The organism is Candidimonas nitroreducens (assembly GCF_002209565.1).
Classification (GTDB): domain Bacteria; phylum Pseudomonadota; class Gammaproteobacteria; order Burkholderiales; family Burkholderiaceae_B; genus Candidimonas; species Candidimonas nitroreducens.
This window is the reverse complement of record NZ_NJIH01000004.1, coordinates 407494-427130: the sequence shown is the minus strand read 5'-3', so window position 1 is coordinate 427130 and position 19637 is coordinate 407494. Positions and strand designations below refer to the sequence as shown.

Genomic DNA, 19637 nt, shown 5'->3' with positions numbered 1-19637 from the left:
GCGGGATATATCCAGTTTTCTATTTCTCCTGAAAGTCGGCGGCGGCGCATTCCAGCAGCCAGTCCCGGAACGCGTCGATGACTGGGTCGTCGTCGCGGGCCTTCGGCGTACACAAATAGTAGCCGCGACGGCTGTGATAGGTCATTTTGGGTGGTACGGCGACACGGCCTGACTGAACGTCCTGCTGGACGAGGCAGCTCGGAGACAAGGCAATGCCCAAATTATTCGCGACAGCGTCGATGGCGACGGCCATGATGTTGAATTGAGAGTCCAACGTTTTCGGCGGCGGCAGTTCGTGGGCCTTGCACCATTGAAGCCAGAGTTCGGGCGCCTCGACATGGTAGAGCAAGGGATAGCGAAGCAGATCTGCCGGCGTTTTGATGGCGGCCAGTACGGAGGGATGGCAGATCGGCACTATCTCGTGGCCGCTGATGTACGTCGCCCGTATATGCCTGGGCCAGGGACTATTAGCCGATTTACGCCAGTGGAGCCAGCAGTCCACTTCCTTATCCAGAAAATCGTCATCCAGTAGATTGGGCTGGATGATTACGCGCACGCCGGGTAGGCGTTCATTGAATCGCGGCAGGCGAGGCACCAGCCAGCGCGAGGAAAGCGTGGACACGGTACGCAGGCGCAGAACACCTCTAGGATCCGCATGGCCTTGGACGCCAGCGACCGCATCGGCCAGCGCCTGCATGGCGGGTGCAATTTTTTCATAGAACTGTTGTCCGGTTGGCGTCAGCGACACGCCTCGGCCGTTGCGCATGAAGAGCGGAGCACCCAAATGGTCTTCCAGGCGCTGCACACAACGGCTGACCCCTCCTTGCGTGACAAATAGCGTTTGTGCTGCGCTGGAAAAGCTCCCCGTGCTTGCGACCGCGAGAAAGGCATGGAGTTCGGGCATAGAAGGAAGTTGCAGTCTCATGAAAGTGGCCAGAAAGCTATTCCGTCAGGTCATAGGAGGGGGCTGCATTGTCGATTGTTGCGATGCATCACTCTGTTTAGAGTAGTGGCTCGTGAGTAACAAACGGTCGTAAAAAATGCGGCGTCTAATTGAACGTCATTATATTGCTATGCCCTGTTGTTTTGGCGTGTCGCGGCCTATTCCTCGGCGGTGTAATCGCAGTTTTTCGATGTGATTTGTTGTTCGTCGCTGTCACGCATAGCGGGATACCGCTGTTCCCGATTGGGAGTTTTCACTCTTATCGATTCTTGACAGTTGGGATGCTTTTATGCGGCAAGGAATTGGGCTTCGATTACGCGGTTTTGCTGCAGTTGTGAGCATCGGGTCAATCGTCCCATATGTACGGTGTTTAGAGGTGAAGTCATGAAAATAGCAGTGTTGAGTGGCAAGCATGGGCAGGTTGAGCATGTGGCCATTCAGCTCAGTGCAATGGGGCACGAATATTCAATCCAGACGCAGGGAAATCTATTCTTGCAGTCAGGCCATGTCACCGAATACGACATGTTCATTATCGATTTGGACGTTGGCGCCGACAGTATGGACATGGCGATGGTTGCCAGGGTTCGAGCCGTCGCGGGTTGGATAAAACCAATCTTGCTCCTGACAGCAAGAGATCTCAATGAGAGCAATGTCGCTGAGATGTTTACAGTCGGTGCGGACGGCTACGTGAGCAAACCGGTGCGTGCCGGGGAGTTCGCGGCGCGGGTTGCTGCGTTGCTGCGTCGGGCCTATCCGGAGTCAATGCTTTCGGCCGATCTCATTCGGGTCGGAGACTATGTGTTCGATCCCGCGTATCGTACGATCATGCTTCGGGGCAAGCCCTTGAAATTATCGCGCCTCGAGTTTGATTTGGGGCTGTACTTTTTCTGCAATATAGGGCGCATTGTGCCGCGCACTGCGCTTGAAAAAGCCATTTGGGGGCGTGCTCTGGAGTTTGAGTCCAAGACATTGGACACACATATCTACCGCTTGAGGATGAAGTTGTCCCTGAAGCCCGAGAACGGCTTGCAGTTGAGCAGTGTCTACGGGCAGGGATTCCGTTTGATGCCAGTGAGGTCAGCCGTCGCTGAGCAAGAGGAGGGTTTTCCGTACCATTTGCGATGGGTCGGTCAGGTCACTCATTGAACCTCTGTCAATTCAGATTGGGTCATATATACGCTGAATGCGGTGAGGCCATTCGATGGAAAATTTACTTTCAGTGGCGTACATGCCGGTAGTCGAATCAGACGGTGGCAATGTCCTTTACTGGGAGGCGCTGGCTCGAATACGCGAATCGGGTGAAGATGAAACCCGGCATAGGCAATTTATCGCAGCGGGCGAAGAATTCGGATTTATTCATTTGATAGATAAGGCGATGTTCCGCAAGGTGGCGGCGCGGCTTCGTCTGCAACCCGATCTAGTTGCCGGGGTTAACATCTCGATCTTGACAGTTGAACGTCACTTGGGATTGCTCCTGGGAGAGTTCTATCAACATGTGGATGTAGTCGATAGGATGATTTTTGAACTAACGGAAACCGTTCAGATTACCGACAGCGACACGCTTAAAAACTTCATTTATTGCGTCAAACGCGCTAATGCGCGAGTGGCACTTGACGATGTTGAAAACGGACATTTCCAAATAAAGCACATACACGAACTGGAGCCAGATTTCGTGAAGGTTTCTGGCAGGACTGTCGATCTCGTTTTAGCCGGTAAGGCCAACGCACAGCGCTTTAACCATCTGCGCCTGGCCACTGACGGTCGCGGCGGAAAGCTCGTGGCCGAGAATATTGACACGGAGGAAAAGCGGACTGCCATAAAAAATCTGGGCGTGCCTTTCGTTCAGGGCTATTTGTTTGGGCAGCCCATAAGGGAGTCAGCTCGGGTCGACGAGCTGACTCCTTTGCCTATGGCCTTAGCGGAAGCGTGTTTTTCGCAGAAGGCGTAGAAGTCGCTATCGCGCGGAATGCGGCACCTGCGAAAATCCTGCTGCGCCAGTACGACCACGTTGTCATAGGCGCTCATGTTGGGAGTGATCTCGATGAGTTGGTGGATTTATTCGCGGGTTCACGCGACGTGTAGTTCGCCGGTTCCACCGGACTGTTACGTGCGCTTGCCCGCATGCTACCAAGGCCTGAACCGACGCCGCAACTTTCCATCCCGGCGCTGCAGCGCGCCATGGCTTGTCGTCGGTAGCTTGAATCCGCAGTCGCGAGCATAGCTCGATATCGCCTGCGCCCGTGGTCATGCCAGGCGTTCCCCTCGTGGAGTCTGTATGGCAGGCCGTGTCTTTCCGATGATTGTCAAGGCTGGGGGATTTGGCGACAAGCATGTGCTGCGAGCACGCCTTGATGTCTCGAGCCTTCCATGAGAGTCCTAACGTGGATATTTTCCCAATAGCCATCACGATGGGCGATGCCGCCGGTATTGGCCTGGAAATCATCGCGGAAATTTTTGCCGATGAGGATTTCATCGCAGCGCATCCTTCGTTCGTCATAGGAGATGCGAGCGTATTGTCGCGAACTGTCTCGACGCTCGGCCTGTCGCTGGAAGTTCGCAAAATAAACATGTTGGCCGATGCCCGTATGCGGCCCGACGTACTTGACGTGCTTGAGCCCCCCGATGCGATGCTCTTGCCTGACTTTCGGACTGCGCTTCAAACCGCTCATCAATTTGTTGGCTTCCGGGCCAATCTCCCTTGTTCGAAAGGAGTTTGACGTGTCTTCCCATTTCATCCTGATGCTGACGGAAAACGACGCGACGGTGCCTGACGCGCTGGAGGTCTATGACGGTCTGCGCGATAGTTCCGTTTTCTATGTCGGCTTCAAGGATATTGGTTTGCCCGTGCGCTCGCTCAAGAAATTGGCCCAACGCATTCGCGCAGATGGCCGAAAGGCCATGCTCGAAGTAGTAGCGACGAATCGTGAGGGCGAGCTCGATTCGATTAGAGCGGCGCTTGATATGAATGTCGACTACTTACTTGGTGGCTGTAACTTGGAGGAGGCATTGGCGATGCTGCAAGGTTCTCCTATCCAGTATTTTCCTTTTGTTGGCCGTACAGTGGGGCACCCGACAGTGCTTGAAGGAACAATGGACGAGATCGTCGAGGACGCACGTCGCATTGCGTCCATGCCTGGTGTGCACGGGCTCGATCTGCTTGCTTACCGGTTTGCTGGCGCGGGTGAACCGGCGGAGCTGCTGCGGCGAGTACGGAAGGCGGCACGGATTCCGGTTATCGCTGCCGGTAGTATCGACGGCGAAGAGCGCGTTAGGGCCGTGATTGAGGCCAAGGCCTGGGGTTTTACGGTGGGTAGCGCTTTGTTCAGAGGCATGTTCGGCAAGGACTCGCTTCAGGCACAAATCAATGCCATTTTCCAGATAGACGGGGTCATGGCATAACGCGGCACTCCCGCTGCGCTTCGATAAGAGCGCCTTGGATGTCTCGGTACAGATCTGTCATCCAAGACATCGGAGCGTCGTGCCCACTGTCTGAGGTGTTTTCGTGTTCAGTCTGTATGAAAGCCGTTGCGCCCGTCTGGGTGTCGATGCGGGACGTCGCTAGCGCTACTGCTTCGCCTAGGAAATTAAGCCGCTTTTCCGATAATCGAGAGGGCGCGACGGAAGAGAGGCACATCTGAGCGCCACATGAAATTCAGCCTAGACCCGCGGGGAATTTTCATGAAATCAAATGGGAACGGCTGACACTGAAGAACATACACGTTGATATTGTTCACTATTTAAACTACGAATTGCCTCTAACATCTAGTCGGTAATAGTTACGTTGACAGTCATTCTGCCGGTGTGAATGTAACTCAATTTTTAACCCAAACCATACCCGTAGCATTGATTGGGCGGGCATCATATCGAGCCGCATCCAAACGATTGGGGAACGATCGTCGTGCGAATTGGAATGGGCATGACTGAAATTTATAAAAACAGTATCCCGCACCTGGAATTCCATTAGAGGGTCACATCGTCGCTGCGCCATAACTAATTTGTCGATGGCGAGGAATGTGGCGTGTACGATTTTGGTGGACAGAGGAAGGCAAGGGCTTTCATTAATACTGTGTTATTAGGCGGATGTGATGAAGAAATTATGAGCGATTTCGATGTGGTGTTTTTGCTCCTGAGTACACGGTCTCAGGGGAAATATGACGCATATTTAAACCTGCACGATTTCGTTTTCAACGCGGGCTATCACACGTCGATAGCCACAAGTGCTGAAGAAATTTATAGGCCAAGCAAACGTTGGCGTGTGGTAGTAATTGACGGCAGCACAGATGATCCGGATTTTGATGTATTTGCCATCACGGCAGCAGTCAGTAGTCTCCCTAATGAACAGGCCGTTGTTTTCGTTTCGGATTTCCCCGCAGATGACAAGCGTTGTCGAGAAGTGGGCGTGGATGTTTGTGTTTATCTCTTCGGAGGCGGTGACGCACTTTGCAATGCAATACGTATGCTGGAGCTTAAGCGCAGATGGTAGTTGCTCGAAATCTGGAGTGAGCCGCTCTTCCTTCGCCACTGGAATTTTTTCCGACCCTCCGGCGGAGTGCGCGCCACAACGGCGTGTCGAGGGGGTACTGGCGACGGATCCGTGATCGCCCTGCCTGATGCAGTGGTTATCGACCGTTGACACATTGTGTGCAAGAAACTGGCTCTGCCGGCGGGTGCGTCAGGCGCGTTGCTGCGGCCACAAACGAGTCAGCGCCTCAAGCGTGAGTCAGCACCAGGTGGCCGACCGGTTCCGGCGTTTTCCGCACGCGGATTTCTATGTCATAACCCAGCCGATTCAGGCAGTCCATGAGTTTGCGCTCGGAAAAGTTCGAGAATTCGCCACGCAGCAGACTCGACACCTTGGGCTGGGTAAGGCCCATACGTTGTGCGGCTTCGGCCTGGGTGAGTCCTCGTTCACGAATGGCCTTGGCAATCTCGACGGTCAGCCCTGATTTGATCTGCAGCTTTTCGGCGTCGGGCAGGCCCAGGTCGGCAAACACATTACCTGTGCTGGCTTCGACTTCTATACCCGCAACGATGCGTTTATTCATTTCTCAACTCCTGCGCAACGATTGCAGCCGCCTTCAGACGCTGATGGATGATGTCCATGTCCCGCTTAGGGGTTTCAATCCCCTGCTTACTTTTCTTCTGGAAGACATGCAGCACAAAGACGGCTTCAGCGAAGCGCACGGTGTAGACGGTTCGGTAAGTGCCGCCGGTGTCGTCTTCAACAATTTCCAGTACGCCGGCACTGCCAAAGCCCTTTAGCACTTTCGCCGCTTCGTGCTGTTCGCCACGCTGGGCGAAATCAAGTGCATGACCGAAAAACTTTCGTACAGCGACGGGAAGGGCCAGCAGGTCTTTCTTGCTGCTGCCAAGCCAGAAGAGCGGCTTTGTGGTGGAAGGCTTCATGTAAATATACCATTTCTGGGATGATGAGGCTACGGATTGCAACCCAAGGCAGTTCTACGCCTGCTTGAGCCAAAGGACGTTTTCCGCAAGCTTGGGCATCTTGCCGGCTTCCAGCTCATCCAGAAAATCCGTCCACTGCTGCACCATCATCTTGCTCTGAGCCAGGAATGTGGCGCGGTCGTAGCTGGCGCCCAGCTCTTCCTTCGATACGTGCGCCAGGTGGCGAGTCACCTTGCTTTTGTAGCCGGCAGACCAGACGCGATCTTTACTTGCACTTTCGAGCCAGGCGCGCGCCATCAGCTCGAAAGTATTCATCTTGGCGATCTTGGCTTGCTCTTGCTGTTCTCACCGAGCGTCCTGTGGGTGGATGCTTTGAGCGCGTAGCGCGTTTGCCTCTTTGGTGAGTGCGCGCGCCATCGCGAGGGTGACGGTGGGATAGGCACCCAGGCCGATCTTGATCTGCTTCTCACCGGACTTGTAGCGGTAGAGCCAACTTTTACTGGATGCGCGCACGCGCAGGTAGAGGCCATCGCCGTCATTCAGCAACTGCTCTTTGGCGTCGGACGAGAGGGTGCGGATCTTCAGGTCAGTCGGGAATCCCATAGGTGTACCCCTGCAAAAAGAAAACTGGGTACGACCAGTCTAGGTACACCTTGGGGGGGCACGCAACGTCGGGATTTACTGAAACTTGATGGAACCTCATGGGCTAAGTTTCTATTCTAGCCACATGATTTTCTTGAGAGTTTGGTGCAACTTGAACCTGTATGGGACAAGTCGTTGGTGCCCGGGGCCGGAATCGAATTGCTTGAATCCATGCGGGTTTTGGCACCATTTGCGTAATGCTTGCGAACGACGTGCGGCCGATGAGCGTCCAGTATAGCCTCACTTCGGCCAAGCCCCCACTACAGCATCATGCCGCGCGGCGCACTGCGCATACTGCGTCGTCAGTCCAATATATGCAAGCCCGAGATCATCCCACGACTCGGAATCGAACCCGGGCACCCGCGGACACGGCGCGGCCAGATCAGCGGGCAGCGTTGGCGGCTTGGACGGCAGCCTGCAGGTTGTGCAGCCGGTCAGGATCAATGCGGCAATCAGCAGGCAGAGGAACCTTGATAACCCGATCCCGGTATTGTGTGACGATCTTGGGGGAAGCATTTTCCAACTCCGTGAGCTTGGCTTGCAGGGTTGCGGCCTGCGCATTGATGCGAGCCACGTCCTGGGCATATTGGGCCGCTGCGGCGATCTTGGCGGCGGTCTGAGTGTCGGTGACGCCCTCGTGGTATCGGTAGCGTCCGTAGCCCCATAGGGCGGCCAGGGCGAGTAGCAGCGCGGCCGTGGCTATGGTGTATTTATTGAGCAGAGCCATGTCTCGGCCTCCCTGCGGTTGACGAGCCCGGCGCGCACCTGGCCGCCGGCATTCACCCAGCGTCGATACTCGGCGCAGGCCCCGGCATGGTCTCCTGCGTTCAGTTTGCGCAGCAGCGTAGAGCGTGCAAGGTTGCCCGCGCCCGCGTTGTACGCAAAGTCGATGAGCGCCGCGCGCTCGGTCGTGCTGATGGGCACCTTCACAAGGCGATCCACGGCCGCTTCCGCGGCGGCGATATCGCGGTTCCTGAGGGTTGCGCACTCGCCCGGCGTGTAGGTCTTGCCCTCGATCACATCAGGCCCTGTGTGTCCCTCGCAGACCGTGAGCACCCCGCCCACATCCCGGTAGGGCGTGTAGCGCGTGCCCTCGGAATGTCCAATCAGCGCCGCCGCAATGAGAACGGCAGGCGCTCCTGTAGCGATCAGGCGCAGGAGAGTCGCCTTCAGACTGGCCGGGATCATTGCTTTTCCCGCAGCGCCGCGATGCGCGCCTGATTCAGTACGGACTCGCGCCGGTCGCGTCGGATCTGGAAATACACGTTCACGGCCAAGCCGATCACCGCCACGGCCACGCCGACAACGGTCAGCCAGTCGATATTCGCCGCCCAGCCGACAGCTGATGCGCCCGCCCCGCCATAAGTCGTGCGGCTCGCTATCGTGGTTACCGTGGCATCCAGTATTGCCGCGTCCAGTTTCATTGCGGGTTCCTTAATAAAAAACCGCCTCGAGGGCGGCTGTCAGGTTCGGTCGGGTAACGTCACGCCGGCGGCGCGAGCAGCTCGGTCTTGCGCGCTTCGTTGATGATGCCCGCAGTCACCAGCGCATCAAGGTACTGGGTCACCCTGGGGTCAGTCACATCGATGTACTGCGCCGCAATCAGCATGTCCAAGCCACGCTGAATCGCCATCGGGCCGCTTTTGACTGCCGCGTACTCGGCGTCCGTAAAGCGGTTGAAATAGTCCAGCGTGGACATGACCGTGGACGGCTGAGGCGCCGGTGTGGGCGCTGGCGCGGGCGGCTCGACCAGATGAAAGCCGCCATCGATGGCCACGGCTTTCCCGTCCATCATCGCGGCCAGTGCTTGGCGATACTGGTCTTCGCTGATTTCGATGCCACCCTCGAGGGGATCGGTGCTGATGGCACCAGCGGATGCGTAATAGGTCATAAGATCCTCATGTAGTAAGTTGCGCCGATATAGCGAGGCCGAGATTCTGAGCCGCCCGAGCTGGTGATGGTGATGTCATGAGTGTGAGTGCCGGCTGCGCCCGTCGTAAACGTGTGCGTGTGCGCGCCCGCATTGCCTGTATAACTAACGTCCGTGCTGCCAAGAATGAGCGAGCCGCCCCCCGCTTGGCCGATGTTGGTGTTGGGGATTGTATGGCTGTGATTGCCCGCAGAATCCGTCGTTCCTGTGTGCGCGTGGTTTCCTGCCGAAACGGCGCCGCCAGTGTGGGAGTGAGATAGGTTCGCGCTGTTCTCCCCGACCCCCGATGTTCCTGGACGCAGAAAATACCGTTCAGTGTTCAGTAAATGCACCGTTCTGCCGTTCAATGGACTGCCGGTAAGTGAAACAACCGCCGTTGCCGTAATGGTCGGGTCGCTGCCACTGACGCTCTCGCTGGTCAATACGCCGGCGTTGTAGCTGTCGCTGGCGGTGAGCTTGATGAATCGAAATAGACTGCTAGTCGTGGGAGGTTCCGTGACGCCAGTAAGATAGGTCATCAGCGGGAAAACTTCGCCAACAGCTTTGCCGAGCCACTGCGCATTGGGGTCAGTCAATGAGCCGCTTCCCGATATCGTGAGATTTCCACTCATCGAAATGTCGCCAGTGACGGTACCACCCGGCGCCACTATCCGATCAAATTCGGCACTCTGCGAATACATGCCGAGTATGCGAAAGTTCGTGCCGTCGAAATAAACCTCCACCGTGGCGTCAGCGAGGATGTCTCCCGCTGCCAACGCAGATCCATCCGCGTGCACCAAGGTTTCGGCCGGCAATCCATCGATGGAGAGCGTGGGCGTCGTCGTGGTATTGGCTGCTGCAGCTGTGAAGGTAAATTTCGCGCCGGTAGCGTAACTGGTGATAGGGGGCCCGACGGTCGCGGTAATCGCATCAGCGCTTCCGGCAACGTTCGCCAGTGTCGTGAATGCGCCGTCCTGCACCTGGCCGGCGGCCGCATAGTCGTCACGCGCTTGCGCGTTGGCAACTTGCGTGTGCCGGTAGTTTCCCATGGGCAAGTTGGCCGAGGGTACCGTCTGGCCGTCTGCTGCGATAGAATCGGTAATGGCAGCCGCCAAATCAGAAAGCGTCGGGTTGGCCCATCCTGAGGATGAAATGACCGTATTGGTCACCACTGGATTGCCAGCAGGCAAAGAATATTGTCCGGAGCCGTTGCGAGGCATTTTTCAGTCTCCTACAATGAAAACGGCCACACATGGCAGCCGTTGGAGAGATTCAATGGATATTCAACGAATGATTGCAGTGGCCATCGTGGCATCTATTCCTACCGTTCGGTCACTGTTGCGGGAGGCCCGCGAACGCAGGAAGGCCCAGGGCAGAAACAGCGGGAGCGAAGCGATTGACAGCGGCGCCCAACGCCTGCGCACTGGCGGGACGGTTCATAAGAAGCGCCTGGGCTAGTTTCTGTCCATAGGGGGTATAAGCCATGGCGGGGGCTGCTGCCAAATAGGTCGCTGGGTTCAGCAACATTTCGGGGTGTCCCGCTATGGCGCCGATCACGCCAGCCGTCCCTAGGCGCCCCGCCGTCCCTGAATCGGGATATCCACGCCCCAACACTTCCATGCCAGTCTGCGACCAATTCTGCATCGGAGCCGTTCCGGCTGCTGTAGCACCTTTTCCCACCGATCTGTCGCCAGCACGCACGGCGTTCTGCAGTTGAGCCGGCGTAAATACCCCTCCATTATTCATGGCGCCCTGAGATCCGGCGGCTGTGCGCAAGCGCGTGAAATTGGACCAAGCCGCATTCGCATTCGAGAGGTTTTCGACGGCTTCCGGTGGGTTGTAGCGTGGCAGCGATTGGTCGATTGCATTCTTGACTTCCCCAATCGCTGCGCCGAGCTGGCGATTATCGAACGAGGGATCGCCTTGGTACCCACGTGCGAGCCTGCCGAGCTCGGACTGAACGCCCTGTAGTTGCGGGCCGTCCATGGTGTCCTGAGGACTGAGTTTGCCGAATATCTGCGTTTTCACTGTGTTCAAGAAGGTTTGCTTCTGGGGTGCTCCCAGTCCTTCCGCCATTTGTCCCAATTGGAGAATGTCGGTCTTAAATTGCGGATCATTCGCCCGAAACGTCATATTTGAGAGTGCCGAATTGTAGGCATCCCCAATGGTCTGGCGCACGGCATTGACGCCATCCTGACCCACCGGCCCGCTGTAGGTGCGTCCCAGCGGGGCGAGGACTTGATCATAGGTTGCCCGGTTAAAACCCTGCACAGAGCGATTCTGAGCCCCTTTAATCATGTCGCCGATGAGAGGCAAACTCGTAGCCTTGCTTTCCATGGTGGCAAGTCTCCCTCCTAGAATCTGGCCTGGAGTAAGGGGAACGCCAGCTTGCGCGAGTGCGCGCTGAGCTGGCCCTCCTGCGCCCTGAATTACATCTCCCAGCATGCCGGCAAGAGGAGCCGCAATGCCGCCAATTGCGGCGCCCGTACCGATCTGGCCCAACTTCTGGTCAGTGAAATTTTGTCCAGGTTGCAATGGATCTACGGGAGAAAATGCCGCCGACCCCATTCCCAAAGCCGCACCCGTTCCCGCTCGACCCAGAAAGGAGGCAGCCCCCATTTCGGGAGCCGCCAACGCAAGGGGGGCAGTCGAGGCAACTTGGCCTGTAACGTTTCCGATTGCGGCGGCAGTAGGGTTTGCGCTTTGATAGGGCGAGTACCAAGAATTCAAATTCTTGAGTCCGGTGTTGGTAGTGTCCATGACAAGTTGCCCGGCCTCGGGACTTATTGTCTTGCCAAAGAGGTCCCCGGCGGTTTGCCCGAGCCCAAGAATTCCCTCACCCACGCCGTGCCCTAGACCAGCAGCCAAGGAAGCAAGCCAACCGGGTTGTGCGCCCGCAGAAGGCGCCGCACCCACTGGAGCCGCAGCCTGAGCCGGCGCCCCCAGATACGCATCGAAAGAGGGCGCGCCCGTGGCTGCGGGCGCCGTATTCAGGTAGTCGTCGAATCCGCTCATTTCAGCAGTCCGTGGTTGTAGGCCCACTCGAAGCTCGACCGCAGCGCGGGATTGGCCTTGAGGGCTGCCTGAACGGCTGTGCGCTGCGCCGTACCCGACATCCTCAAGATGGGCATCATCGACGGCTTGATGTTCTGGTCAAAGCCGTTGGCCAATGCGGTGTAGTTGGTCGAGTTGCCTGCGTTGTAGGCGTTCGTGAGCACTTGGCGCCGCAGAAGACCGGCGGTTAGCTGATTGATCTGGGTCTGGATCCCCTCGATCATCGCGTGCTGGGGCTTGCCGTAGTCCGGGATCGACTCGGCGATGTTGGCCCGGCCCGCGTCTGTGCCCCCACTTCCCAGGCTCTTGCCGAGCAATGCAATGACGTTCGCGCGTTGTTTGTCGTACTCGGCTGCGCTGGTGCTCAGGCCCGTATTGCCAGCGTAGGCCCCGATAGGCCCCACCATGAGCGGCCCTTTCTGCTTGGCCAACTGCATCATGGTATTGAGCGCGTCGATGGCTTGTTGCTGCTGTGGGCCATCTTCCAGCATGCCTTCATAGTCTTTCTGCATCGACTCGGGTGCGGCGCTCTGCGCGGCATTGGCGGCTGGCGTCGCGCCCAGTGGCGGTGCGGCCATGGGGGTAGAAGCTGTGGGCGCTGTCGGCGCCGCAAACACACCGTTCGCGCCATTTTCATGCAGCATGATGCCCGTGGCGATCGCCTGACGAACCGCCGGACTCGAAAGATCTATTTTCTGGGCCGGTGAGAGCCCCAGGCGCTGGCTCACGTCCTGAATATAGGCCTGGGTATTGTTCTCGTTCGGAGGCGCCCATTTTTTGATGATGCCCGAGAGCGTGTCGACACCCTGCTTGCCGTAAGACTGTAGATTCCCATCCAAAGCTGCGAGGCCGGCTTCCATCGTCGGGTACTGTGCTAATTTGCCGCCCGGCATCAGCGCGCCGGGGTTGTTGTTGCGTAGCGGCGCGGGGAGTGTAGGATTTCCCGGTGCGGTCGGGGCGCCAAGCGCTCCATACACCTGCGAGCCGAGTACGCGCACCATCCCGGGATGCCCCTGGCCGTCCGCATTCGGCGAATACACCTCCGTCGGGGAGCCCAACGTTTTGCCGGTCTGGTGGGCCTGTTCCGCGCCAGCCACGGCGGCAGCGCCACCTTGCACGGGCTGGTAGCTCCATTGCCCGGTTTGTGGATCCCGAACGCTCTGGTATCCAGCGGGCGCCGCGGCGGGAAGCATGGTGATTTCGCCGGTCGCGGGGTTGTACATGCCGCCATTGGCACGGATCGACGTGGGCGCAATGTAATTCTGTTTGGCCACCTGCTGCTGCATAATCTGGCGTCCGAGCGCCGAATTAGGATCGATGCCCGCAGCGCGCATGTTGCGTGCGATTTCGGTCGGCTGGTAGTAGGGCGCGACGAACTCTTTGCTGTATTCCTCTGGGCCCAGCGTCAAATACTGCATGGCGGCTTGATTCACAGGCATGCCGCCCGGGTTCATTGCGCCACCGGGAGCCAGAAACGGCCGCGGCGTCATCCCAGCGGCCGCGCCAGCGGATTGACCTGCGGAGCCACCGGATACGCCTGCGCCCCCAGCAGTCCCGCTTGCGGGTTGACCTGCTGGGGGTTGCTGAAGAGGGGAGGATGAGCCCCCCATGCTGGCGCCGTAGGGGTTGGCGCCCGTGAGGTACTGCCACTGCGCCGCGCCCAGATTGTTCATGCCCTGCGCCACATTGTTCATGGCCGAGCCGGCAAGCGCGCCCTGGCCCAATTGCGCGAGCCCGGCACCCAGCGAATAGCGCGGTGCCACTTGATAATTCTGCGAGCCGCCAGAGCCCACCGTCGCCGGCAACTGCTGTCCCTGCATGGCGTTGCGCATGAGGGCCTGGGCGAGCATTTGCTGCTGGCTCAGGCCGTAGGCGGTTCCTGCATATTGCGGAAGCACGCCAGCTTGAAATAAGCCTGCCATCATGTTCTCCTATAAGAATGCGAGCATGCCGGCCGCGCCCAAGCCCATAAGCCCATTCATCATGGAATTCTGGGATTGAACATTCGCGTTGTAGTTGGCCAACTGCGATTGGTAAGCGTTGTTGGTGTAGCCCGCGATGTCAGCAGGCGATGACGAGGAACTGCCGGTGCCCGAGTATCCTGGCACGAGACTGCTCAGATAACCTAGATCTGAATAGGGCACTTGGCCGAGCCCCGACATCTGGCCCGCGAGCCCAGCCAAGCCCGCGGCCGAGCTGTTGCCCGCATTGATGCCAAGCGCGCTACCGCTGTTGATCTGGCCGGCGCCCGTGTACAAGCCGCCTTGACCCGCAAGATTCGAGGCCTGCTGCCCCAGCAGACCCGCTTGGGTATTGATGCCGGCAATCTGGTTTTGCAGGTTCTGCGTACCCATCTGGGAACCGGTCAGAACCGCATTGTTCAGCGCTTCCTGTTGCTGCTGGCCCTGCTGGAGGCCCAGGTTCTGCGTGGCATTCGTGTAGGCTTGAGAGCCGGCCTGTATGCCCTGATTCGCAAGCTGTGCGGAGAGGGATTGTGTCTGCTGGTTGAACTGCGGCTGCAGGTATCCCATGGAGGCCTTGTAGGCGGCATCCTGGCCTTGCTGCTGGGCATTTTGCGCGGCCTCTGGACTCAGTGTCGAGCCTAAGCCAGCGAGACTGGAATTGAGACCCGAGTATTGTGAACCGAGTCCGAGCAGGCCCCCCTGGAGGTTCTGGGCGTTGTTGAATAGGGTCTGCGCGTTCTGGCTGTTCTGGCCGTAGGTGCCCGTCAAGCCGTTGAGCAGCCCCATCGCTTGATTGTTGATCGCGCCGCTGTTGCCGGCCTGTCCCAACAACGAATTGATCTGCCCCGCGAGCTGCGAGTTCGGCAGATTGGAGGTGGTGTAGATCGGCGCGCCCGTGTTGGGATCGGTGCCCGTTTGTGTGGTGGTCTGCGACCCGAACGCGTTGGTATTGTTGTTCAGGTTCAACGCCTTGTTATAGGCGGCGCTCGCCTGATTGGTTTGCGTCGTCGCATCCGCGACCTGATAGGGATCGGGGTAGGAGGGAGCGCTTCCGCCCTTGCCGCCACCCTCGAGAGTGGACACGCCTCCGCGAGGGCTACGTCGGAAGGCGCGGGCCGGAAGATCCGGAATCCCGCAGCTCAGCAATAAGTTCCGCATGGTATTTACCTTGGAGATAGCGGCAGTCGCTTTTGCGCATGCCGTAGACAATCAAGTCCGTTCCATCGGTACAGGCCAGCGGGAGTTGTCCGCACTGCTTGAATCCGAGATGCTCATCGAAGCGCCGTGCCTCGATGTTGTCGGCCCTCACGAGGCCGACGATGATGTTTACTTTTTCCTGATTGAAGGCGTAGCCGAAACATGCGGCCAGCCCCGCAGCCGTCATCCAATGGCGCGAGCCGTTGGAGGCCACATGCATCTGAATGGAGGCGCCCCACTTGCTGTCGAAGATGATGCCTCCGATCAGTTCGCCGTCATCTTCGATGCCGATGGCCGCATATTCCTTGAATGGCCGGCAATCGAGCCTTTCGCGCACAAAGCGCTCAACACGTTCCGGCTCGTTCCAGAGGATGCGCTTCACAGAACCCCCGCATCACGAAGCAGGTATTCCGTGGCCGTCCAGTTGATGGAAGCATCCAGGCCCGAAATGCGCAGATGCGCGGCACCCCATGTGCCCATGGCATTGGCTTGCTGCCAATTCTTGGCGATGTCGAACTGACCACCCCAGAGCGCTTGATCCCAGAAGCCTTGATCCCACAGGCCCGCCGTGGATGGTGTGAACGATGGATTGCCGACCGGCGAGCCGGTATCGAAATCGACGTTCACGCCCAGAAGCGTGCCGAAATTGCCAGACCCCTGCAGAATGGGTCGGGCCATCAGAAATTGCTTGAGCTGGCCACTACCGAAGGTCTGGAACGCCTGCAACGCCTCCCCTTGGATCTGTTCGCCGTCGTCATCCAGGTTATTCGTCCAGGCTTGAATTACCTTTCCATTCGCGCCGAAATAGAGGCGGTCTTGCCAGCGTTCCCAACAGTTCGCCGGCCAGCCGGTGAAGTTGCACCAACCGCCCGTGATTGTGTTCATCACATATTGCTGCTGCTGGCCCAGCGCAATCGGCACGTTCAGAAAGAGTTGGTTTTGCAGCGGATGCAGCATCATCTGCCATCCGAAATTCGTGGCGTAGCTGGCGGTCGCCTGCGAGATCGCGCCCTGAATCTTGTACGTGAGCTGCGTTTCCGTGTTCACGCGAGAAGACCCAAGCAGTCTGGAAACGGGGCCCAGACCATCCTTACCGATATAGAGCAGATCGCCGCCGTACTTCATGAAGCAGCGCGCCCCCATGGGCGTGCCCACCTGATAGACGCCCACCAGCGACCATGTGGACGATTGCGAAGGGTCGGTGCCCCCATAGATGGCGATCTCGCCTTCGCTCGTGGCGAAGCAGAGATAATCCTGCATGCCATAGCCGCCGTCCACAGTCCAGACACCCATGGCCACCAGCCGGCCGCCGCGGCGGAAGATCTGATTCATGGGGAACGCGGTCGCAGCACCCCCGACGCTTACCACGGGCAGATAATAGGCGGTTAGCGAATCCTTCTGAGTGAACCACACGCTGCTGGCGTAGCTCTGAACTGCTGACAGCGAGATTGGATCCACGCCCGTAATCGAAATCGGCGATGAGCTTGCTGTGACACTTTGCCATGCCGAACCGTTGTAGATGTAGTAACCGTCCTGGCCGTTCACCGCAAGCAGAAACGGGCCTGCTGGGGTGGCGAAATTCAGGTGGCTCCAGATGGAGTTGGACAATCCCGACACGTCTGCCGCGCCGACAGCACCGCCCGCGGTCACATCGAAAATACTGCCGCCCGCGGCGGCGAAGAGCTTGGGCATTCCCGCAGCGGGGTTGTAGCCCATGATGGTGTTGACCTGGTTACCCAGGCCCGTGGCCCACGTGAGCGACCCATTGCGCAACGCCACCCCGCCCGGCTGCGGAAAAAAGTTGTTCAGGATGATCGCATCGCCCGGCGCCATGGCCGCCAGCGGATCGCGCGCGTTCCAACCACCCACGGGTGCGGGGATAATGGCTGTTCGCGCTGTCTGCTGAGCCCGAACTGCGGCGACCGGTCGGCGAATCATACCGGCCAACTCCCGGACGGCACGAGGATGCCGGGATAAATGTCGTACTTCACGTCCCCCATGTTGATCACGTCTTTCGAGCCGTCGCGTGCCTTCGCGGTTTCCAATATCGTTTCGTAGTCAACAAAATCCTGGGCGTAATCGAGGCCTTTGGCCTTCTTCCAGCGCCATTCACAGCCGAGCTTGAACACGTCCTCGCGCAGAAGCAGGATGTCCGTATCGGCCTTGAATCGGCCCTGACCAATACCACCAGAGGACTGGCACCAATTGGAAGTGGTGTACTGAAACCAGATGTTCTGCCCAGCTACAGGCACCGGGAAAAACAGGATGTTGTCGCCCTGGATGATGAATTGATTCCAGGGGCCCTGCATCACCATGGCCTGCAGCTGTTGGTAGCGCTGCGCCGCCAGCGGCCCGAAGACCGGCCGGCGCAGATCGCGGTTCCACATCGTGTCGTTGATGATGTTTTTCAGGTTGGGACAGATCGTGGAAAGCTGCCCCTGCACCTGATCGGCAACGGTGAGGAAATGCGCCTCGAGCGTGAGCGCCTGCCAGTCATATTGGTTGGACAGCCATTCGCCCTCTTTGGTCGAGAGTGCCACCATCTGCAAAACGAGTGGATCAGTGGATTGCGCGGCCGCATTGGGCGCAGGCAGCCCCACGCGCTGGCAGACATCTTGGATGATGGACAGGCAGTTGCTCATGCTCGCCTCGCCTTACGCTGCCAGCGCCTCATTCTTGGCCGGTCGGCCGCGCTTGGGTGGCTCCAGCGCGCGCTCGGCCTGCAGTTCGGTGACGATCTCCGAGAGCGCAGAGACTTTTTCCGTCAACTCGCCAACCTTATCCTTGAGCTGGGCATTCTCCAGTGTGAGGGCTTCGACCTTCATGGCATCGCCGCGGCCTTCGCCGAGCGTGATCGCCTCTTGCGCGCGCAGCTTCAGGGCGCGGCCCATCATGTGCAGACGCCCCATGCCTTCTTCGTTAATCGACGCAAGCTGTTCCAGGGTGCGTATGCCTGCGGACAGACAGTTTTCGATCTCGGCCGGCGTGAAGAGCGTGGTGCACATGCGTAATGCGGTACCATCCTCGGGCAGTTCCTTTCCCTGCTTGTACATGTCGTACATGCGCTGAAAGTGCTCGACCCATTCCGCGTCGTACTGGCCGACCTGGGCGCGGTCGCGGATATTGGCGAGCCAGAGTGTGGCGCGGTTTTCAACCACGTCGCGGCCGCCCACCGGCGTGATGACCACCCAGTCCACGTCTTTGTAGATCTTGCGGCCCGCCTCGATGGAGGCAGCCCGGTCTTCTTCGGGGCGCGACTCAAAGCGTACATGCGGGCGCGTGGCCTGCTGGATGCCTATGTTTGCCATGTCATTCTCCAGGGAACGGGTTATTGGTTCTTGTCCAGCAGGTGCTGGGTGGCGCGCTGCGCGACTTCTTCGGGCGTACCGCTGCCGCCATGCAGGGCGTGCATGATCGAGCGCGGCAACTTCAGCAGGAAGTGCTCGAGCTCAACAAAGCGTTTTTCCACCCGTTCTTCGAAGGTCAGCGATTCATCGTCGGAATTTCCGTCGCTGGGCGATGCGCCAGCGGTAGAGGGTGCAGCTTCGGCAGAGGCCGTCGGTGCGCCGGTGGAGGGTGCGGCCGCATTCGAGGCAGCGCCGTTTGGGTCGTCGGCCTGCGTGGCAGAGGCATCAATCGCTGGCGTTGCAGTATCTGCCCCCTGGACTGCGGCGGTCTGTTGGGCGGCGTCTTGGGTTTCGTCGGTCATTCTGGTAACTCCAAAAAAAGCGCCGCAAACCCAAAGGAATGCGGCGCGAAAGGCCCCTGGAGGTGACAGGGAAAATTAAGTAATGCGGCCCTGGGCGGTCGGACGGTCTGCGTACAACACGTTGTAGTACGTGGTACCGTCGTTGTAGGTGCCCGTGAGCGTGATGGCGCCGCTGGCCGTGGCGTTTTTCGCCGTGGTCAGATCCGAAGCCGTGAGCGACAGAGTGCGACCGTCCGAGCTGATCGCGCCGATGTAGCTGGAAGCCGCGATGCCGGTGCCAGATACCGGGCAGCCCACGAAGAGGCCGTCGGCATCAGATACGATCACCAAATTGGAGCCTGCGCGAGTGGTCGCGTTCGCCTTGGTGACGGTGGTGGTGGCAGGAGCTAGGACGCTGGCGCCTTCGATTTCCTTGCCGGCCGAACTCGCGCCCAGCTGGCCGGCGGCGGTGATGCCGACAGCCGAACCTGCGGTGACAGAGGCCGTGCAGTTGGCCAGGATCTGGCCGGAAATCTTGAACCAGCCGAACTGGCCGCTTGCCATCGGGTAGATGGCAAAACCCACTGCGGCGGCTTGGTTGGCCGTATCGGGCAGCGCAATGGCCTTGAACCCCACGCCGCCATTCCATGTGACGGCCGCGCCTTGAGTCAGCGTGGCATTCGCCTGCAGGTAGATATACTCGCCGCCGCCCCAATAGGGGTCATTGGCCGAGACAATCGCACCTAACGGCTGGCGCTGCGTGCTGTCGGGCGCGAAGAAATTGCCGATGGGCTGGGAGCCGATCAGCGGGAATTGAGTTGCTGCGGTAGTCAT

25 protein-coding genes are annotated in these 19637 nt (G+C 58.7%); 5 read left to right on the top strand and 20 right to left on the bottom strand.

Features of this window, described 5'->3' with window-relative positions; genetic code table 11:
- Positions 1-19: 19 nt before the first annotated feature.
- Positions 20-925, bottom strand: coding sequence for a LysR substrate-binding domain-containing protein (locus CEY11_RS09545; RefSeq protein ID WP_088603126.1), 906 nt, complete (start codon positions 923-925; stop codon positions 20-22).
- Positions 926-1327: 402 nt separating this feature from the next.
- On the opposite strand from CEY11_RS09545, the gene CEY11_RS09540 reads away from it, so the two are divergent.
- The 5 genes from CEY11_RS09540 to CEY11_RS25105 all read left to right on the top strand — a co-directional run bounded on the left by CEY11_RS09540 (position 1328) and on the right by CEY11_RS25105 (position 5426).
- Positions 1328-2089, top strand: a complete 762-nt coding sequence (locus tag CEY11_RS09540) for a response regulator transcription factor (RefSeq protein ID WP_088603125.1) — start codon at positions 1328-1330, stop codon at positions 2087-2089.
- Positions 2090-2144: 55 nt separating this feature from the next.
- The gene (locus CEY11_RS09535) at positions 2145-2891 is read left to right on the top strand and encodes an EAL domain-containing protein (protein ID WP_088603124.1); all 747 of its coding nucleotides are present in this window, start codon (positions 2145-2147) and stop codon (positions 2889-2891) included.
- A gap of 433 nt (positions 2892-3324) precedes the next feature.
- Positions 3325-3660: a hypothetical protein gene (locus CEY11_RS09530; protein WP_143322769.1), complete on the top strand. Its 336-nt coding sequence runs from the start codon at positions 3325-3327 to the stop codon at positions 3658-3660.
- A 1-nt stretch (position 3661) separates the two neighbouring features.
- Complete coding sequence (locus CEY11_RS09525) at positions 3662-4342, top strand: beta/alpha barrel domain-containing protein (RefSeq protein WP_233154812.1); 681 nt, start codon at positions 3662-3664, stop codon at positions 4340-4342.
- A gap of 619 nt (positions 4343-4961) precedes the next feature.
- Positions 4962-5426, top strand: coding sequence for a hypothetical protein (locus CEY11_RS25105; RefSeq protein ID WP_143322766.1), 465 nt, complete (start codon positions 4962-4964; stop codon positions 5424-5426).
- A gap of 226 nt (positions 5427-5652) precedes the next feature.
- Here CEY11_RS25105 and CEY11_RS09515 read toward each other — a convergent pair whose 3' ends face one another.
- From CEY11_RS09515 to CEY11_RS09430, 19 genes are all read right to left on the bottom strand, one after another.
- A complete protein-coding gene (locus CEY11_RS09515) occupies positions 5653-5988 on the bottom strand; it encodes a helix-turn-helix domain-containing protein (RefSeq protein ID WP_088603121.1) in 336 nt (111 codons plus the stop codon).
- A complete protein-coding gene (locus CEY11_RS09510; protein WP_088603120.1) occupies positions 5981-6349 on the bottom strand; it encodes a type II toxin-antitoxin system RelE/ParE family toxin in 369 nt (122 codons plus the stop codon). Before CEY11_RS09510 ends, CEY11_RS09515 begins: the two co-directional genes overlap by 8 nt.
- 54 nt (positions 6350-6403) lie before the next feature.
- Positions 6404-6664 carry a hypothetical protein gene (locus CEY11_RS09505; RefSeq protein WP_088603119.1) on the bottom strand — a complete coding sequence of 87 codons (261 nt, stop codon included), beginning with the start codon at positions 6662-6664 and terminating at the stop codon, positions 6404-6406.
- A 30-nt stretch (positions 6665-6694) separates the two neighbouring features.
- The gene (locus CEY11_RS09500; protein ID WP_088603118.1) at positions 6695-6952 is read right to left on the bottom strand and encodes an Arm DNA-binding domain-containing protein; all 258 of its coding nucleotides are present in this window, start codon (positions 6950-6952) and stop codon (positions 6695-6697) included.
- Between the two features lie 279 nt (positions 6953-7231).
- Entirely contained in the window at positions 7232-7435 is a 204-nt protein-coding gene (gene lysC / locus CEY11_RS26155; protein ID WP_456297772.1) for an Rz1-like lysis system protein LysC, read from the bottom strand.
- Positions 7374-7718 carry a hypothetical protein gene (locus CEY11_RS09495; RefSeq protein WP_088603117.1) on the bottom strand — a complete coding sequence of 115 codons (345 nt, stop codon included), beginning with the start codon at positions 7716-7718 and terminating at the stop codon, positions 7374-7376. The genes lysC and CEY11_RS09495 overlap by 62 nt, the downstream gene beginning before the upstream one ends.
- Entirely contained in the window at positions 7691-8179 is a 489-nt protein-coding gene (locus CEY11_RS09490; protein WP_088603116.1) for a lysozyme, read from the bottom strand. Before CEY11_RS09490 ends, CEY11_RS09495 begins: the two co-directional genes overlap by 28 nt.
- The gene (locus CEY11_RS09485) at positions 8176-8415 is read right to left on the bottom strand and encodes a holin (protein WP_088603115.1); all 240 of its coding nucleotides are present in this window, start codon (positions 8413-8415) and stop codon (positions 8176-8178) included. The genes CEY11_RS09490 and CEY11_RS09485 overlap by 4 nt, the downstream gene beginning before the upstream one ends.
- 59 nt (positions 8416-8474) lie before the next feature.
- Positions 8475-8882, bottom strand: coding sequence for a hypothetical protein (locus CEY11_RS09480; protein ID WP_088603114.1), 408 nt, complete (start codon positions 8880-8882; stop codon positions 8475-8477).
- A complete protein-coding gene (locus tag CEY11_RS09475) occupies positions 8879-10120 on the bottom strand; it encodes a hypothetical protein (RefSeq protein WP_143322763.1) in 1242 nt (413 codons plus the stop codon). Before CEY11_RS09475 ends, CEY11_RS09480 begins: the two co-directional genes overlap by 4 nt.
- Positions 10121-10232: 112 nt before the next feature.
- Positions 10233-11660, bottom strand: a complete 1428-nt coding sequence (locus tag CEY11_RS09470) for a hypothetical protein (protein WP_143322762.1) — start codon at positions 11658-11660, stop codon at positions 10233-10235.
- A gap of 251 nt (positions 11661-11911) precedes the next feature.
- The gene (locus CEY11_RS09465) at positions 11912-13876 is read right to left on the bottom strand and encodes a hypothetical protein (RefSeq protein ID WP_088603111.1); all 1965 of its coding nucleotides are present in this window, start codon (positions 13874-13876) and stop codon (positions 11912-11914) included.
- A 9-nt stretch (positions 13877-13885) separates the two neighbouring features.
- Positions 13886-15001 carry a hypothetical protein gene (locus CEY11_RS09460; protein ID WP_088603110.1) on the bottom strand — a complete coding sequence of 372 codons (1116 nt, stop codon included), beginning with the start codon at positions 14999-15001 and terminating at the stop codon, positions 13886-13888.
- A 13-nt stretch (positions 15002-15014) separates the two neighbouring features.
- Complete coding sequence (locus CEY11_RS09455; protein WP_198958869.1) at positions 15015-15497, bottom strand: GNAT family N-acetyltransferase; 483 nt, start codon at positions 15495-15497, stop codon at positions 15015-15017.
- On the bottom strand, positions 15494-17053 hold the full coding sequence (locus tag CEY11_RS09450) for a hypothetical protein (protein ID WP_143322757.1): 1560 nt from the start codon (positions 17051-17053) through the stop codon (positions 15494-15496). The genes CEY11_RS09455 and CEY11_RS09450 overlap by 4 nt, the downstream gene beginning before the upstream one ends.
- Entirely contained in the window at positions 17050-17757 is a 708-nt protein-coding gene (locus CEY11_RS09445) for a hypothetical protein (protein WP_088603108.1), read from the bottom strand. The genes CEY11_RS09450 and CEY11_RS09445 overlap by 4 nt, the downstream gene beginning before the upstream one ends.
- Positions 17758-17769: 12 nt before the next feature.
- On the bottom strand, positions 17770-18423 hold the full coding sequence (locus tag CEY11_RS09440; RefSeq protein ID WP_088603107.1) for a hypothetical protein: 654 nt from the start codon (positions 18421-18423) through the stop codon (positions 17770-17772).
- Positions 18424-18443: 20 nt separating this feature from the next.
- A complete protein-coding gene (locus CEY11_RS09435; RefSeq protein WP_088603106.1) occupies positions 18444-18824 on the bottom strand; it encodes a hypothetical protein in 381 nt (126 codons plus the stop codon).
- 75 nt (positions 18825-18899) lie between these two features.
- On the bottom strand, positions 18900-19637 hold the full coding sequence (locus CEY11_RS09430; RefSeq protein ID WP_088603105.1) for a hypothetical protein: 738 nt from the start codon (positions 19635-19637) through the stop codon (positions 18900-18902).

Bases quoted from the DNA above. Each gene is read 5' to 3' on its own strand.
- CEY11_RS09545 (WP_088603126.1), bottom strand. From the start codon at position 925: ATGAGACTGCAACTTCCTTCTATGCCCGAACTCCATGCCTTTCTCGCG.
- CEY11_RS09540 (WP_088603125.1), top strand. From the start codon at position 1,328: ATGAAAATAGCAGTGTTGAGTGGCAAGCATGGGCAGGTTGAGCATGTG.
- CEY11_RS09535 (WP_088603124.1), top strand. From the start codon at position 2,145: ATGGAAAATTTACTTTCAGTGGCGTACATGCCGGTAGTCGAATCAGAC.
- CEY11_RS09515 (WP_088603121.1), bottom strand. From the start codon at position 5,988: ATGAATAAACGCATCGTTGCGGGTATAGAAGTCGAAGCCAGCACAGGT.
- CEY11_RS09510 (WP_088603120.1), bottom strand. From the start codon at position 6,349: ATGAAGCCTTCCACCACAAAGCCGCTCTTCTGGCTTGGCAGCAGCAAG.
- CEY11_RS09505 (WP_088603119.1), bottom strand. From the start codon at position 6,664: ATGAATACTTTCGAGCTGATGGCGCGCGCCTGGCTCGAAAGTGCAAGT.
- CEY11_RS09500 (WP_088603118.1), bottom strand. From the start codon at position 6,952: ATGGGATTCCCGACTGACCTGAAGATCCGCACCCTCTCGTCCGACGCC.
- CEY11_RS09495 (WP_088603117.1), bottom strand. From the start codon at position 7,718: ATGGCTCTGCTCAATAAATACACCATAGCCACGGCCGCGCTGCTACTC.
- CEY11_RS09490 (WP_088603116.1), bottom strand. From the start codon at position 8,179: ATGATCCCGGCCAGTCTGAAGGCGACTCTCCTGCGCCTGATCGCTACA.
- CEY11_RS09485 (WP_088603115.1), bottom strand. From the start codon at position 8,415: ATGAAACTGGACGCGGCAATACTGGATGCCACGGTAACCACGATAGCG.
- CEY11_RS09480 (WP_088603114.1), bottom strand. From the start codon at position 8,882: ATGACCTATTACGCATCCGCTGGTGCCATCAGCACCGATCCCCTCGAG.
- CEY11_RS09475 (WP_143322763.1), bottom strand. From the start codon at position 10,120: ATGCCTCGCAACGGCTCCGGACAATATTCTTTGCCTGCTGGCAATCCA.
- CEY11_RS09470 (WP_143322762.1), bottom strand. From the start codon at position 11,660: ATGGACACTACCAACACCGGACTCAAGAATTTGAATTCTTGGTACTCG.
- CEY11_RS09465 (WP_088603111.1), bottom strand. From the start codon at position 13,876: ATGGCAGGCTTATTTCAAGCTGGCGTGCTTCCGCAATATGCAGGAACC.
- CEY11_RS09450 (WP_143322757.1), bottom strand. From the start codon at position 17,053: ATGATTCGCCGACCGGTCGCCGCAGTTCGGGCTCAGCAGACAGCGCGA.
- CEY11_RS09445 (WP_088603108.1), bottom strand. From the start codon at position 17,757: ATGAGCAACTGCCTGTCCATCATCCAAGATGTCTGCCAGCGCGTGGGG.
- CEY11_RS09440 (WP_088603107.1), bottom strand. From the start codon at position 18,423: ATGGCAAACATAGGCATCCAGCAGGCCACGCGCCCGCATGTACGCTTT.
- CEY11_RS09435 (WP_088603106.1), bottom strand. From the start codon at position 18,824: ATGACCGACGAAACCCAAGACGCCGCCCAACAGACCGCCGCAGTCCAG.
- CEY11_RS09430 (WP_088603105.1), bottom strand. From the start codon at position 19,637: ATGACTACCGCAGCAACTCAATTCCCGCTGATCGGCTCCCAGCCCATC.